Consider the following 14,189-nt stretch of genomic DNA (forward strand, 5'->3'; position numbering starts at 1 on the left):
CGATACGCAACACGCAATAGCCGAGTAACACCCTCCCCTTGAGCACATAAGCCATCTTCTGCCTTTGTGTCTCAAGGATGAACACCCGAATGACCACTGCCGAACGTCGTCTGCTGCCAAACGCAGCGGACAAAACCGCCCTCAAAGCCATCGCCACTACCATTGTGCAGAACTGCCCAAGCCTGCTGGATGAGGCCCGGCTAGTCGCGATCGAACTGCTGACCGCCAAGGGCCTATCTGGCCTTGATCCCGACCAGGTTTATTTCCATCGTTTCAAAACAGCGCAAAGCAGCACGCTGACCTTTACCGGTTGGGAGCACTTGCTGGAAAAGCCTTATGAAACGCTCACCCTCACGCAACTGGTCGTCCATCGATTTCGCGCCACCGACCAAGACAACGCAGATTTGCTGGGCCTTTACTGCGGCTTCTACTCGGATGGCCCGGGCGCGGAGAATTTCAATCAGAGCAACGAAGTGCGACTGCTTGGCAGCGATGTGCTGAAGGCATTCTGGGCCGTTGATTTCAGCACGCGTTACAGCGGTCAATTGACCAAATTCTGGCAAACCTCGTCGGACGATTTCCGCGCCCTGGCCAAGTGCAACTTCCTCAGTCAGGCGGTGCAGGCGCTGCAACAGGGGGACGTTGACGGCAATGATTTTCAACGCATCGTCACCTCGCTGATCGGCCCCGTAAGCTGGCCGGTAACCCTGCAAATGCTCCGATCGACGTACCCGGTCGGCGCGCAAGTGCGCACGCTGGATCTGGACGGTCACGTCGCCACCAACGTGCTGCGTCTGGTCGAAGACAGTGGCCGGCAGACCCTTTACCTGCCGGGACAGGCCCAGGCCTTTCGGCTGATGGACACTGCCGCGGATCTGCACTGGTGGCTGCTTGAGCAGATGAATTCAGAGCAGAAACGCTCTTTGTTTCTCAAGCACTTCTCGCTGGCTGACAGCAATCACATCACCGAGAACCTCACTGATCTGATGAACCGTTTGGTGAGCACCTGGGGCCACAGCGATCATCGAATGATCAACCGCAGCAACGTTGCGATCAGCGGTGACGCCTTCACGTGGTTAAGCGAGTCGACCCGCACGGGCATGGTTGCCGAGGCGCATCTGGTGCTCACGTCCAACAGTGACCTGCGCAAGAAACTCTGGACCGGCTATCTGAGCGCCGGGCTGAAAGTGTTCGGCCCGATGGCGGCCGTGGGCTGGCCTGCAGCTTTGCCGTTGATTGGGGCGGGCGTCGTCAACACGGGGCTGAACATCGATCAGGCGATCAACGGCATTACGGCGACCGAGCGTAGAGCCGGGGTTATCGGTGCGGTGCTCAGCGCGATCGAAACCGTATTCAATATTCCGTTCCTGATTGGCACTGGCGCGCAGTTGGAAGTTGGGCCACAGGTCGAGTATGCCGAGGCTGAAGAGATGCGCGGGCTGATCGAACTTACTTCGGCTGACTCACGGTTATTGCCGCCTCTGGATCCCCCGCCCGTCAGGTCGTCCAACGAAACTGCCAGCGAATTGGCAAACGAAATCCCCGGCGAATCGACATTCGTCGACGTCACTGAGCCATCGATTACGCCTGCTCCGCGGCAAGGTTCGACTTTTGCGCAAGTACCGGCCAGCTATCGATGCAACGAGTTACTTGCGCAACACGCTGTAGAGGCGACGCCGGGGAAATACGAAGGCATCTACCGCCTCGACAAAGAACCCGGTCATGCCATCGAAATGGATGGCGCCGCCTATTACGTGCGCTACTTCGCCGACTCGCACGACGGTGGCAACTGGGCAATCATCAATCCCGAGCGTCCCAATCAGTTCGCTTATTCGTTGCCGGTCCGCCTGGGAAGCGCCGGCAAGTGGGAGCGCATGCCAGCGCTGCGGCTGCGCGGAGGCGGTCAATGCGTGGGCAAGGCATGTTTGCCGGAGACTGATGTGAGCTCAACCGAGGCAACACCGTCGGTGGACCTGCCACGCGTCGAACCGCTTCCAGGCGTTCCGTGTCCGCTACGCCCGGTTACGAAGCTCAAGGGTATCTCAGAGACGGAAATACCCGGAATGAGAAGATGGGCAATGAACTTGCCCAACGCCTCCGCCGAGACCACAAGCGCCGGACGCCGCTATCTGCTGGCGACGGACCGCTACGTGGCCCATTTCGGCGAACAACGCACGGCTCTGCTGAACGACGCCGAAGCATTCTATCGGGAGTTGAAATGGATCAACCTGCCCCAGCGCCCGGTCATTCCGCCCGTCAGTCCGCAGATGAAGATTGATGAGTTGATTGATCTCATCTTTGCCAATACTGATGGACTGGCCGTCGGTGAAACCCTCGATCGCATCGCCAGCACGCGTTTCATGATCGAGAACATGCCCAAGTTCGCGCGGCATATCAAAACCCTCTACGTGCGTGGGTTGCTGAGTGATTTCGCCCAGGATGACCTCAACCATTTCTACCTGTCGGGGGACATGTCAGAAGACCTCAGTACCTATTTGTCCAGCCTGGGCACTGACCCTGAGAACCGGTTCAACATGCTCGAATTGATCCGGGCTGCCCAAGCCAATGGCGTCCGGGTTCATGGACTGGATGCAGCAGAAACCTGCACGCTGAAAGTCCCGCTCACGTCGATCGAAGAGCAGATGATCAAGGCGCGCCTCGCAACGCAGATCATGGAGCGTGACAAGCTGCTCAACAGACCCGGCAAGTGGGTGGCTCTGGTCGATGCCACGAATACCAATACCTTCAGAGATCTGGCAGGCATAAGCGAACTCCGCGGCGGCATCGGTTTGCGCATCGAAGAAGTCTGGCCCGACGAGGTGGCCGACCTCAGGATCGACCCGGGAGTGGAAGTCGCTCGCGGCCCGTTTTACAACGGGGCGACGACAAACAGCGCCTTCGACCCTCTGTTCGCTGACCTGCGATTGCAGGTCAAGGCCCCCGTGCCGCCATGGAATGATGCAACGCTGGAAAAGCTTCTGCCTCGCAATGGCATGTTCGTGATACGGAAAACAGAACCAAGCACATACACACTCGTGCGGCGCAACAGCGCCAGCAACATCGTGCAAACAAGGGTGCATTGCACCGCAGATGGCCGGTTTTATATCTGGGACCAGTCGATGCGTCGCATCACCGGCATGGTCTTCCGCGACATCGCCGCAGTAGCCGAGCGCCTGATCGAGCTCGGCATGACCCTGCAAAGTCGTTTACCCGCCTGATCAGTTATCAGGGCTCTGAAACGAAAAAACCCTTGGCTTCACGCCAAGGGTTTTTCGTTATTCGAACCGCAGCAGGATCATTCCCACTCAATTATCAATAGCCCCGCATAGACCAGTAAATCCAAAGTCGATAAGGCACGAAAAACTTTAAAACCATGAGAAATACCATAGAGGATCAAAATCACCTTTGTGAGCCTGTCCCGCTTGGAAAATGTCTAGGAGACCAGGGGCGATTCAATGGGCCAGAGGAGATTTGGCTTACAGGGTGCTAACAACCATCAATCCCCTGGCGACATTTAGCGAAGCTGGTCTACAGCTTCGTTCAGCGAACAGCCTTGAGGTCTTTCTCAAGCTTTTTGATAGCCTCGTAGTCATCTTCGACCTTGCCCAGGTACCAAGCTTCGCAGAGTGCGTCGAACTTGGGCATGAAGTCCTCATCCTCTTCAGCCCTGAGGGCAAGCTCTTCATAGATATTGATGAGGGGCTCAAGCTTATCGGGGTATCTCGACGCCAGAACTCGAACGCGTGTGGACTGGCACCCTGCGTTGTGCAGGCGATCATCAAGTGATTTTGGCATAAGTTTGCCTCCTTCAATAACGGTCAGCGTGGGTCTGATTCTGATTCCTGTGCGTGCAGTAAATTCAGCTAAGTTGCTGGATCTGTAGGTTTGAGAAAGGTTGATGAGCCTGTCGTAATGCTCTCTTTGGACCCTTGGGTAAACCCAGAGATGCCTCATAGCAGCGGCAAAGGCGAAGTAGTTGAGGTTCCATGGGTCGCCTTTGACAAGAGCCTTGAACGAGCTGCCAGCGCAAAATACGCACTGCGCTGCTATGCGCATGTCCATGTATTTCGGCTGTGCTCTCCACTCTTTGGCCTTTGTGACCAATGAGCCAATCCCGTCTTTGAGGTTGATGAATCCTAGGGATATGCCTTCGGCGAAGGCATAGATCTCAACGCCAACTTCAAGGAGCGCGGTGATGAAAATCCGTCGTTTAGCGCCGCCGAAAGCCGCCCCGAAATCGCTTGTCCAGAAAACGCGTTCATTCAGAGTGCCGGTCTCGTAAAGCTTGAGCATAGCTTCGCCAAGCGATGAGCCCTCTGGAATTGGGTTTTTCACCCCTTCCTTGTGGAAAACCTTGTTGAGCAGCTTGGCCCAATCAATGTTTGGCATATATGCATTGAGCAGTTTATAGAGCGGATTGGCCTCACCGAATTTCTCGGGATTACCTGCTTTTACGCCCTGCTCCCAAAGCCACGACATTATTTCAAGGGGAAGGCTTTGCTTGGTGCCCCGGTCTGCCCTGATGTGAGCGTCGTAGATTTTCTTGGCCGCTTCATAGCTCATTTCTGGATAGAGCTTGATTTTGAATTTGCCGAATCCAACCTCGCCCTTCATCAGCATCTGAATGACGGCCTCTTCATTCATATGATTAAGGATGCGGTGGTTTTTGGGCCTGAGCTTGTGGCCTTGTCTCAGTTCCATCTCTTCATTGAGGGTTCTGTACCAATCCATGGCTGAGTCGGGATCGCCGTCCTCTCCTCCAGGTTCTACACCGGCCTCCTCCATGGCTTTTTTGGCTTCAGCCTCAAGAACAGCCTGCTCCTCAGGCGTTCGCTCGCGGTGTTTCTTCTCCATTTCCTCGCGGAACATGCTGTCCATGATGACATCAACGATGGCAGCAAAAGTGCCAATGATAACGGCATACCCGATGCTCAGGCTGTCAGTTTCGGAGGATGGCAGTCGCATAACCTGCTGCGATGACTTCACGCTTTCGTAGGTGTTGATCAGGTCATCACCACCCAATGTTGCCAGACGCTTTTTGATCTCGGCGTCCATCAGGCTGCCCTTTGCTGTTCGCCGGGAAAGCGTAGCTGCACCACTCTGTTTGCCTGTATGTCGTTCAGGCCGTATGCCTTGAGGAATTCGCGAAGCTCTTCAGCGTTGGTTATGCTTTCATCTGAGGCTCTGGCCACGATGAACTCCATTTTTTCCGTCGTCATCTCGAAGGTCTTTAGCAGAGCCATGAAGTCGGCATTGGCCTTCTCGACATCATCCTTCATTTTCTGTTTTACAGGCCTGTCAGCCCAGCTCTTGGCGACCCATCCTGCTGCCATCGAGAGTCCCGCGATTACGACGCCTCCGATGACTTGAACGACCTTTGACATGATGCTCCCTCAATTCGAATTCCAGCTAGAGGAATCTAGACATCAAAGTGCCACCTGGCAACGACTACCTCATAAAATCCGGGCAAATCCGAGGAATAGCAAGTCAGGTTACGTCAGCAAAGCTCAAAGTGGACCAGATCGAGGAATCGCTCATCTTTCGACTTGCCGTCCTGGTCCCAGTCGCCGCCCCGGCGCACTGCGATTTCCATGATATTAGTAGCGGCCTGAACGTACCCTACAAGCTTGCGAACGCCAGTTGTTCTCTCCAGTCGATAGGGTATCCGCAGCATTCATCGTCCTTTACACCATCGTTTACGCGTCAATTTCAATCGCGCTTGGCCAAGTCGGCGAAGGCGGGTTGAGCAGCAATCGCCGCAGGCGGATCGATGGCACTACGGGAGCCATAGTGTTGATAGCCGAAGGCTTCATGGCGGCAGCGAGCTAATAAGCTTACTGCGCGTGTCGGCAGCTTCGGTGCTTGGAATTACGCTTGTGAGGTTGGTCGGGAATGAGGCATCAGAGTGCAGGCCTCTCCAGGCGGATAGTAACCATCGCGGTTTATCCACCTGTCTAGTCAGCTAGTCGGATGTGACATGCGCCGACTAACCTACACAATTAGCGCTGCACGAGAATTCTCAACCAGGGTTAGCAGGCAACTCGAATACATGCTCAGCGCCGAACCACGCGGTGATCTGAGCAAGCGCTGCCTGGCTCAGCAGTTGAGTGAAAAGCAGAGCCAAACGGACCTTTGGTCGAGAGCACGCAACGTAGAAGAGATTCCGATTGCTTTCGAATTTTTCACGCCTGTTCGCCGGTGGCCCCGGCTGAAACCACTCGAGCATTTCAGCGAAATTATATTGGTTCCAGCCGCGCCCCAACACAACGATCACGTTTTCGAATTCGGCTCCCTTGACCCCGTGTTTTGTGGCAAACGGCGTATGCCCATCAATGAATTGGTCTAGCGCGATCAGCTCTGTGTAAGATACTGCCCTGAGCTTTCGAAGCTGGGTAATCCTGCGTGGCTCGTCCTCACCTGGTTCAACACCGGCGGCCTGTAACCCTTGCTCATTCCGTAGCACAGCATTGGGGAGCTGCATCTGCGGCACGGCTATGATGTAGTCAATCACCTCGCCGATGGTACCGGTCAACCTCAGTTCGAGGAGTGCATCCATTGCCTCAGCCCAAGCGACTTTATCGCTGTGCCTTCGAATCGTTGGCCGATCGCTTGCCAGGTGCCCGAACATCGCACCGTATCGGCGCTGTTGGTATGCGACACACGCTGGCTCAAGCTGATCTGCCAAATACTTGATGTGAGGATCTTCCTTCTTCAGCCACGGATCATTGTACTGCCCATAAATTTCACGGATCGAGGAGTACCCCTGCTCACGAGCAATGCCTTTGTGATTCAGGATGAGGATTTTGGTCGTTTTCGGAGAGAAATCCCATCCTTCCACGCTGAGCTGAGCTTTCAAGTATTCGAAGTAGGCACTAGCAGCCTCAGGACTGGTGTCGCCAGTCCAGTGTCCTCCCCCGCTTCCTGTCCGTCGCTCTCCAGGCCAGAGGTTGGTGTGGAACACTCGGGCTTCACCGATCAAGTCAGGATCGCTCACTTCCTGGTGCAGGCCTGGCCGCATCTCATTCAGCACATCGACAATCCGCGATGCTGAGCGGAAATTCGCATTTTTTTCGATCGGCTGAAGGGCGTCATGCACGACTAGGCCGCAGCCCCCGTCGTAGATTTTTTGCCAATGGTCACCAAATAGGCCAACCATCGGTCCCTCACCGCGATCTAGAAACCACGACTTCAGTGCACCGACAAAATGTTCATCCGTGTCCTGATATTCGTCGACAAACAGGATCGGGTATCGGGAAGTCAATACGGCCCTGAACTTCGGAGACGGAAGCGCCTGAACCATCAATGTCAGGACATCTTCGTGCCGAATCGAGACCTCGTCCTCCGATACGCGTGGAATACCCATTTCGTAATGGATGCGCCTGTTACCTACGCCACCCACCGGCTCAAAACGCTCTCGCCAAAAAGCTTCAGCGCCAAGAAATCCTCTCAGTGATGTTTGAAAATCTCTGAGCAACGACCAGCAAAAGCCATGGACGGTCTCGGCTCGGATTGCAGGATGCGCTTGGAAGCGAGAGATGATCTCGTCTTTCGCCACATTGGTGTAAGTGATACAAGCGACTTGCTGACGCTCCCGGATCAACGCAGGACCTCGGTGTTCAATCAATCGACTGAGCGCCTTCTCTAGCGAATAGGTCTTACCAGCCCCAGCACCTGCTTCCAGGCGAAAGCTTAGACCTTCATCCAAACAAGCGAACATGCGTTCCAGCGCTTCTCGCCCTGCTCTGTCCGCGGGACTTTCGTGATTGTCAGGCATCGCCTTGCTCTCCTTCAGCAGCCACTGCCTCACCAACAACCTCTACAACTGCGGCCATGGCCCGAGCAGCCATTTGGGCATCAACGACCGGCGCCCCAACTGCTAGCCAACGCAATCCTTCAGCAATATATCTAGGCACGTTCCAGTTCGTATCATCGATCGCGTACTTCAACGCAAAAGCTGATTTTTTCTGGTCCGCCGCATGCTCGTAAGCTTGGGATGCGACATCGCCCTGCCCAAGCTGAAATCGATCAAGGTTCGCCAGGATGAACGCGTCCTCAAAGCTTCTGCCTGAAGGCCCGGGTTCGTTCCCCTCCGGAATTTGGTAAGCGATGCGCCTCAACCCTATGGTCTTCTCTGCTGGCGTTTTCGCCAGCAGTTGGGCAGGAGTGACTTCGGCCTCAAACCAGTCTTTGAGGCACGCATTGCTCGTAAACAGACCCTCTGAAACGAGACAAGCTTTCCGCTTTCTTTCTGCATTCGGTTTGACGGAGTCGATGTCGGTAACGATCAGCGTGCGCAGTTCCAAGAAGGTGAGTAGATCATGAAACCGGTGTGCATACGCGCCGCCAACCTCCATAATCGTCAAGTACTGACTAGCCAACTGAGGTTCACCCACCGCAGCCGCGTCAGTTTTGGCGATCATGGTTGGTAGCAGCAATCGCTCTGAAGTCCCCTCGATCAAGATGGCTTTATCTGCAAAGAACAGGTCGCATCGAGTGAGCGTCAGGTACTGATAGAGAAAATCTCTGTCCGGTGCAGGAGCCTGGCCCATGCCCTGCCTCAGGTCTTTGATCTTGGACTGCCGAATCCCGTTTTCACCGCTTACAGAGAGAAAGTAACGCATGGTTTCGAAGCGCGCTTCGTTGGCCATGTGTGGAGAGTGGGTGGAAATTACAAACTGCACTGGCCACGGACGGCTGCCATTCAGCTGCTGCTCGAACGCGCCCTTGATCATGTGCAATTGTCGGATGAAGACCTCCTGCATTTGCGGATGCAAGTGGGCTTCAGGCTCTTCGATGAAGATGAGGTGTACGCTTGCGGCTGCCGGCGTAGCTTGAAACTCTCTGAAGAATTTCAGTAATTGCAGAAGGATGTACACCAGGTTACGGACGCCGAGTCCGTTGTAGCTTTCCGGGAGTGTCAGGCCGTTTACCCCCCTGTATCTGACCTGCGTGTGGTCTTTAAGCAGGCGCTCGACATCGAAGGTCGTCACAGTGGTGAGGCCTGGGTCTTCTAGCCCTGGGTAGCCGAAAAGCTCGAACGTAGGGAGCAGCGAAGTCAGTCCAGCGTTGAAACCGTCATGCAGCTCCTTTTGAATTTTCTCCACCGCTCCATGGAGCTGCTCCGCCGTAGTTCGTTTCTCGGGATCTGTGGGGTCAGTCAATGCCGATTGGAACAGCACCTCCACCACCTTCCCAAGGACATCGCGCTCTCGGTGTGTATCGTCATCCAGGCCCCGTTGCGCATTGATGAATCCGCCGCGGATCAACGTGGTGAGTGATTTTAGGTCGAGGTCCTTGCGGTTCGTAGGATCATTGGGGTCAACCGCTTCCAAACGGGGCTCGTAGGCCCCCGCCAAACGCTTCTTTATCAGGCTGAAGAAGCTAGGACGTTGATCCTCCTGCACAGTGTCGGGGGCATTCGTTTCTGCGAAAAGCGTCTCAAGGCCTGTCGCCCGCGGTCCATACGTCAAGACGATGCGTGCGCAAGAGCAATCTGGATCTAGGTCTACTATGCATTCGCTGAGCTGCCCCAGGTCTGGGGCATCCACGTCATAGGATATGTCCAATGTGACCCTGACAACGGGAAGCATGGCAGCAACGTCGGAGCGGGCTATTTCGCCGTGAAACGCATTGAATGCCGTCCAAAACCCTTCGTGACTCCCCAGGGAGAAATCTTCAAGCCTGAAAGAGGGAGTCCGGTCTGAAAGGAGCCGGCGGAACACCTCAGCTATGGAGGTTTTTCCGCAATTGTTGCGCCCGACGATCAGTGTTGTGCCGTCTTCTAGGCCAAGACTGACGTTCTGAAGCAGTCTGAAATTTTGAATCTTAACGCGCTCGATCCGCATGATGTTCCTACCGTGAAATCGTATGGCCATCACTGTAGATGCTGAATTGAAGTAGTCAATACAGGGACAATTCCCCTAAAAGCACCCGCTGTATGCGACCGGCAGGTTTGGATGGTGAGCGGCCCTTCACAAATGGCAGGAATTGGCCGTTAGCTGCCGGATACCAAAGGCAGTAGTCGGCCACTAACCCCGGCGCAAACTCCTGCCTGGAACTTAGCTGGCTCCGATTCACCTGACGCGGTACAGCTTGACCTGCGTGGAGGAGAAGTCCGGCAACATCCAATAGAACGGCTTTGCCCGCGTCAAGCAGTGGATTGGAACATCCACTTTCTGACTCGCCCCGTGCGTGATTACACAAGCCGCAAAGCATGGCGGCGGGAAAACCGATAACACAAAGGCCCCAATGCGCAGGCTCGAACGCTTGGCTCGCCTAGCTGATTAAGCGAAAAAAACTCTGAAGCTATCGAGATAAGCTCTCTATGATGGCATTATGAGATCTTAAGATTAGGACCTCGCAAGGAATTGAGTACACCATCATCCGCCTACTGACCAGGCGTTGCTGAAGCGCTCAAACCTATTGGCAGATCATTTAAGGGTTAAAGTATGGATGCGACCAAACGGAAAATTCGAATTTATTTTTCAGATTTTTTCGATGTAAACCGGGAAAAGATTGAATCTTATGGAGCATTCAATATTTCCCTGATCAATGATCTACCCTTGTTTGTGGATCCTTTTTTGCTCTTTAATAGTGACAACCCAATATATCAGGAACTGCATAAAAAAATAATTCAATATATGCTTTTCTTAAAAAGTAAATCTTCTTTAGCGTTACCTTCCGGCCTAATAAAGAGCTGGTATCTATTCCCTGAAGTCAAGCAAAATTGGTTTGGTTTTAGCAAGTCGGGAAACAGCGGGCGCGGACTCGGCCCATCTTTCGCTAAATCTCTGCAAGTTAATTTCAAAGGTGTGTTCTCTGATTTTGGCAATGAAACAAACGGGGCAACTCATATAGGCAAGCTCACACTAGTCAAACACGGAGTTGGAAAAGACCAAATTAGCGACTTTACCTGCAATTTAATTCATGGATTCTTGGCTGAATACACAGAAAAATTCGCAAAGGAATACATTGATCCGACCAAGCTTCAAAAATTCACCATAAAAAAAGCGGAGTTCAATTACGCGACTGAATCGTGGAAGTCCAAACAGTATGTGCTACCAAAATTCGGGGGTGAACATGTATTGCTAACTCCAGTGGATATTTTGACTAAAGACGAGGCGTGGATATCTCACAAAGGATTTATCGAAGACTTCAGCCAAGTAGTTGGCAGCGTACCCAACGACCAGCTGCGCGATCAAATAAACTTATATTTGACTAAGGTTATGCCGGCAGACCCTACGAAAGATGAAAGGGCTATCGCTTTCGAAAAAACTATTTTGCAATACCCTCAGCTGATGGATGTTTACGTGAGTCTACAGGAGGCCAACAAGGATGCTGCAAGTTCGTCCAGTTTCGAAAAAGTCTCTTTGGCCCAGAAACTATTTGAAGAAAACTTGCTGAGATTAGTAGCGTTACTAGACAAAACTAAGTTCTATGATGCTGAGCCCAATAGCTACGAAGCGGGAATGCAACGAGTCCAGTTCCTCAAGCATGTCATTGAAAAACAGGACGGCTACCGCCTTTTTTACATCAAAGGCGTCCCAATTTCACGCGAAAGCGATTTGCAAATCATGTTTAAACTTACGTGGTTTGCTTCTAAGTTTAGCGCTGATGCAGAGGTGAACAATGGCCGGGGACCAGCTGACTTCCTAGTATCTTATGGCAGTCAAGACAAATCAATAATTGAATTCAAATTAGCCAAAAACTCGCATATGGAAAAAAACTTGCGCAACCAGGCTAAAATATACAGCGACGCTGCCAGAGCAAACAACCCGCCAATTATGGCTATTCTGTACTTTAATTTCAGCGAGCGAGACAAAGTACAGCGAATTATGACAAAAAATGGTTTATCCGACACGAAACACATCGTACTTATCAACGCTATGCCAAAAGAGTCGGCGTCAAAGGCTGACATTGACTGACACCCAAGCGTTTTTAAAAATGACGGCACTTTTGCGATTCGAACCTGCTTAAGTGCCTGTATCCCACCCAAAAAAACTGAGCTACTTCCTCCAAAGGAGCAAGCTGCTTTGGATAAGCTTCTTCTTAGCGGATTCGCTTTCGCCCCCTTTTGTATCACATACTCCCAGTGCAATTTCGACTTGGCGACGCAAAATTTCAACCTCACCCTCAGCACCATCAAGCAGCACTGCCTCAACAAGGCTAGCGAGGTAATTCGGGTCAGAGCTAAATTTCTGCGCCATAGATTCATCATGGCATTGATCTTTAATGGATTTTTCTTTCATTTTGTCAATTTAAATCTGCCCTCGTTCTTTAATTATAGAACCAAGTGCCTCCCAGGTCAAAATAACCCACTACCTTCAACTCTCCAAGCAAGCATCAATATAAGATGCACGCAACAACTTCAACGCTCCTATTCTTAATATAAGAACAGGCCTGCATGATTGAACTTCTCACTGCACAAACACAGACTCATAACACTTGCACTAACAGTGCAATCCTATTTACCAATATGAAATTAAAAACTCTACGATTTAAAAGCGCCGTTTGCCAAAATATCTTCCATAAACGCCTTACTTGTTTCCCACGCTAAACGGTGACGTTTTTCGCTTTCCCGCATGCGCTTATGTTCCTCCTGGAACGCGTCCATTTTTGCATCAATGTCGTTTTCATTATCAGGTCCGCAGTTGATTTCTCCCGACGTGATGTGGTGGGAGGTCGCCCCCCTCAATGCTAGAGCTAGATTTGTATCGATTGTGAGGCCTGCCGATGCTGGTGCATAACGAGAGTGGCTCTGATCCGAAAATTGATTTTGAACATTGCATGTCGTGTAAATATCTAGATCTGCTAACCCCACCAAGTTCCCTTTGGGGGTAAGCCTCAGAATTTTCGTGAACAAAAAATCCTTATTATCGCTATATCTTTCAATAACCCCCTTGTCATTATGCTCACACTCAATGAGATTTTTTTCAATATATTCGATAAAGAAACGACTAGCTTTTAGCTCATCGAAATACTCCAAGCCTAAGGGGGAGTATAAGGCTTCAGCAGCGAACGCCGGCGGGACTAATATGAACCTTGGATCAGATAACAGCATGCCTGCAAAACCACGGCCTGCCTGCTGAATGAAATTGAACCTCCAGTTTTTTTCTTGATACAACCTTAGGGCTTTAGCGATTTTATCTGAGTCACTCTGTATCAACTTTAGATAATGCTCGGTGCCTTGATATGTCTCAATCCCATCAAAAAATAGCTTAGCACCTAGCTCCTCCTCGACTAGATCTTTTAATTCTTTGAACTTACGCCAGTGCTCATGGCTGCTTGTCAGTTTTTTTTGCCTGAGATATTCATAGAAAACCGTTGGCCTTACCACCATATCGAAACGGTATGGGAATCGTCTAATAAGCATAAACGCCAATAGAATCGAAAGTAGCCCTTCGGAGATAACCCCTTGGCGATAAGATTCTAATCGCATAATTATATTAGAGTCTAAAACCAAGCGGTAAGGCCCCTCTAATATTACGGAGCTTTCTATTTGATCGATCAAATGAAGCAAATTTTCGCCCATCTTTTTTTGGCTTTTAGGCTTAAGCAGTTTGCTTTGTTTAATAATTTCCTCTAGATTCATTACCTTTTCTCTAAAATAAATAACTTTTTGATTTTTTCGTTCGGGGCGAATTTAGCTGTTAGGCAGCACTACGACTCTAATGCCTATTATTTCCGCTCATATACTATTCGGCTCATTAAATCCCGAACCTGTGCTTGAAGAACTCGAAAACTCACCATCAAGCTCTCAATGTCTACAGGTTCTGCACCTCGACCGTACTTCTCCGCAAGCCAAAGTTTCAGCAGTCCAGCGACCCGCCCAAGGTCGCCATTCACCTTGGCCAAGTCGGCCACGGCGGTCAGGTCAACAACCGACCTGATCGGTGTGTTCAACCCAAGGGCACGAAGGTAGCCAGACCGGGACATGCCAGCCTCTTCAGCCCGCTCTGTGATCGCCGCTTTCTCCTCATCGGTAACCCAAACCTCGATTGGCTTGCCACGTCGACGAGCTGGGGCCTTTTCTTCGGTGCCGCCTGTCATGGGCGCTCCTGATTTTTCTGTGTTTTAGCTCTTAGACGCGGCAGCGGCTGTGCGCCTCGCAGAGCAAGATCCGTTGAGCCGAAGGCGAATAAGGGGCAAGTGGTGGATGGGTATGGGCTTGCCCGTACCCGTACAACACA

Annotated in this window: 10 protein-coding genes; 2 read left to right on the top strand and 8 right to left on the bottom strand. The window is 51.9% G+C overall.

The genetic code is table 11. The annotated features are described in order from the left end of the window. Positions 1-89: 89 nt before the first annotated feature. The gene (locus PSH90_RS21230) at positions 90-3,218 is read left to right on the top strand and encodes a membrane-targeted effector domain-containing toxin (protein ID WP_305381483.1); all 3,129 of its coding nucleotides are present in this window, start codon (positions 90-92) and stop codon (positions 3,216-3,218) included. 322 nt (positions 3,219-3,540) lie between these two features. On the opposite strand, the gene PSH90_RS21235 is transcribed toward PSH90_RS21230, so the two are convergent. From PSH90_RS21235 to PSH90_RS21255, 5 genes are all read right to left on the bottom strand, one after another. Beyond that, positions 3,541-5,055, bottom strand: a complete 1,515-nt coding sequence (locus PSH90_RS21235; RefSeq protein WP_263273938.1) for a hypothetical protein — start codon at positions 5,053-5,055, stop codon at positions 3,541-3,543. After that, positions 5,055-5,384 carry a hypothetical protein gene (locus PSH90_RS21240; RefSeq protein ID WP_122576269.1) on the bottom strand — a complete coding sequence of 110 codons (330 nt, stop codon included), beginning with the start codon at positions 5,382-5,384 and terminating at the stop codon, positions 5,055-5,057. Before PSH90_RS21240 ends, PSH90_RS21235 begins: the two co-directional genes overlap by 1 nt. A gap of 113 nt (positions 5,385-5,497) precedes the next feature. Next, positions 5,498-5,674: a hypothetical protein gene (locus PSH90_RS21245; protein ID WP_305381484.1), complete on the bottom strand. Its 177-nt coding sequence runs from the start codon at positions 5,672-5,674 to the stop codon at positions 5,498-5,500. Between the two features lie 345 nt (positions 5,675-6,019). Then, entirely contained in the window at positions 6,020-7,774 is a 1,755-nt protein-coding gene (locus tag PSH90_RS21250; RefSeq protein ID WP_258603511.1) for a UvrD-helicase domain-containing protein, read from the bottom strand. Then, complete coding sequence (locus PSH90_RS21255; RefSeq protein WP_258603512.1) at positions 7,767-9,845, bottom strand: ATP-dependent endonuclease; 2,079 nt, start codon at positions 9,843-9,845, stop codon at positions 7,767-7,769. Before PSH90_RS21255 ends, PSH90_RS21250 begins: the two co-directional genes overlap by 8 nt. Positions 9,846-10,448: 603 nt before the next feature. On the opposite strand from PSH90_RS21255, the gene PSH90_RS21260 reads away from it, so the two are divergent. Further along, a complete protein-coding gene (locus PSH90_RS21260; RefSeq protein WP_258603513.1) occupies positions 10,449-11,924 on the top strand; it encodes a hypothetical protein in 1,476 nt (491 codons plus the stop codon). An 81-nt stretch (positions 11,925-12,005) separates the two neighbouring features. On the opposite strand, the gene PSH90_RS21265 is transcribed toward PSH90_RS21260, so the two are convergent. From PSH90_RS21265 to PSH90_RS21275, 3 genes are all read right to left on the bottom strand, one after another. Then, entirely contained in the window at positions 12,006-12,248 is a 243-nt protein-coding gene (locus tag PSH90_RS21265; protein WP_305381485.1) for a hypothetical protein, read from the bottom strand. 242 nt (positions 12,249-12,490) lie between these two features. Beyond that, positions 12,491-13,591: a hypothetical protein gene (locus PSH90_RS21270; protein WP_305381486.1), complete on the bottom strand. Its 1,101-nt coding sequence runs from the start codon at positions 13,589-13,591 to the stop codon at positions 12,491-12,493. Positions 13,592-13,677: 86 nt separating this feature from the next. After that, complete coding sequence (locus PSH90_RS21275) at positions 13,678-14,049, bottom strand: CopG family transcriptional regulator (RefSeq protein ID WP_305381487.1); 372 nt, start codon at positions 14,047-14,049, stop codon at positions 13,678-13,680. Positions 14,050-14,189 lie beyond the last annotated feature (140 nt).

It is taken from the genome of Pseudomonas sp. FP1762 (assembly GCF_030687105.1).
GTDB classification, from domain to species: domain Bacteria; phylum Pseudomonadota; class Gammaproteobacteria; order Pseudomonadales; family Pseudomonadaceae; genus Aquipseudomonas; species Aquipseudomonas siliginis.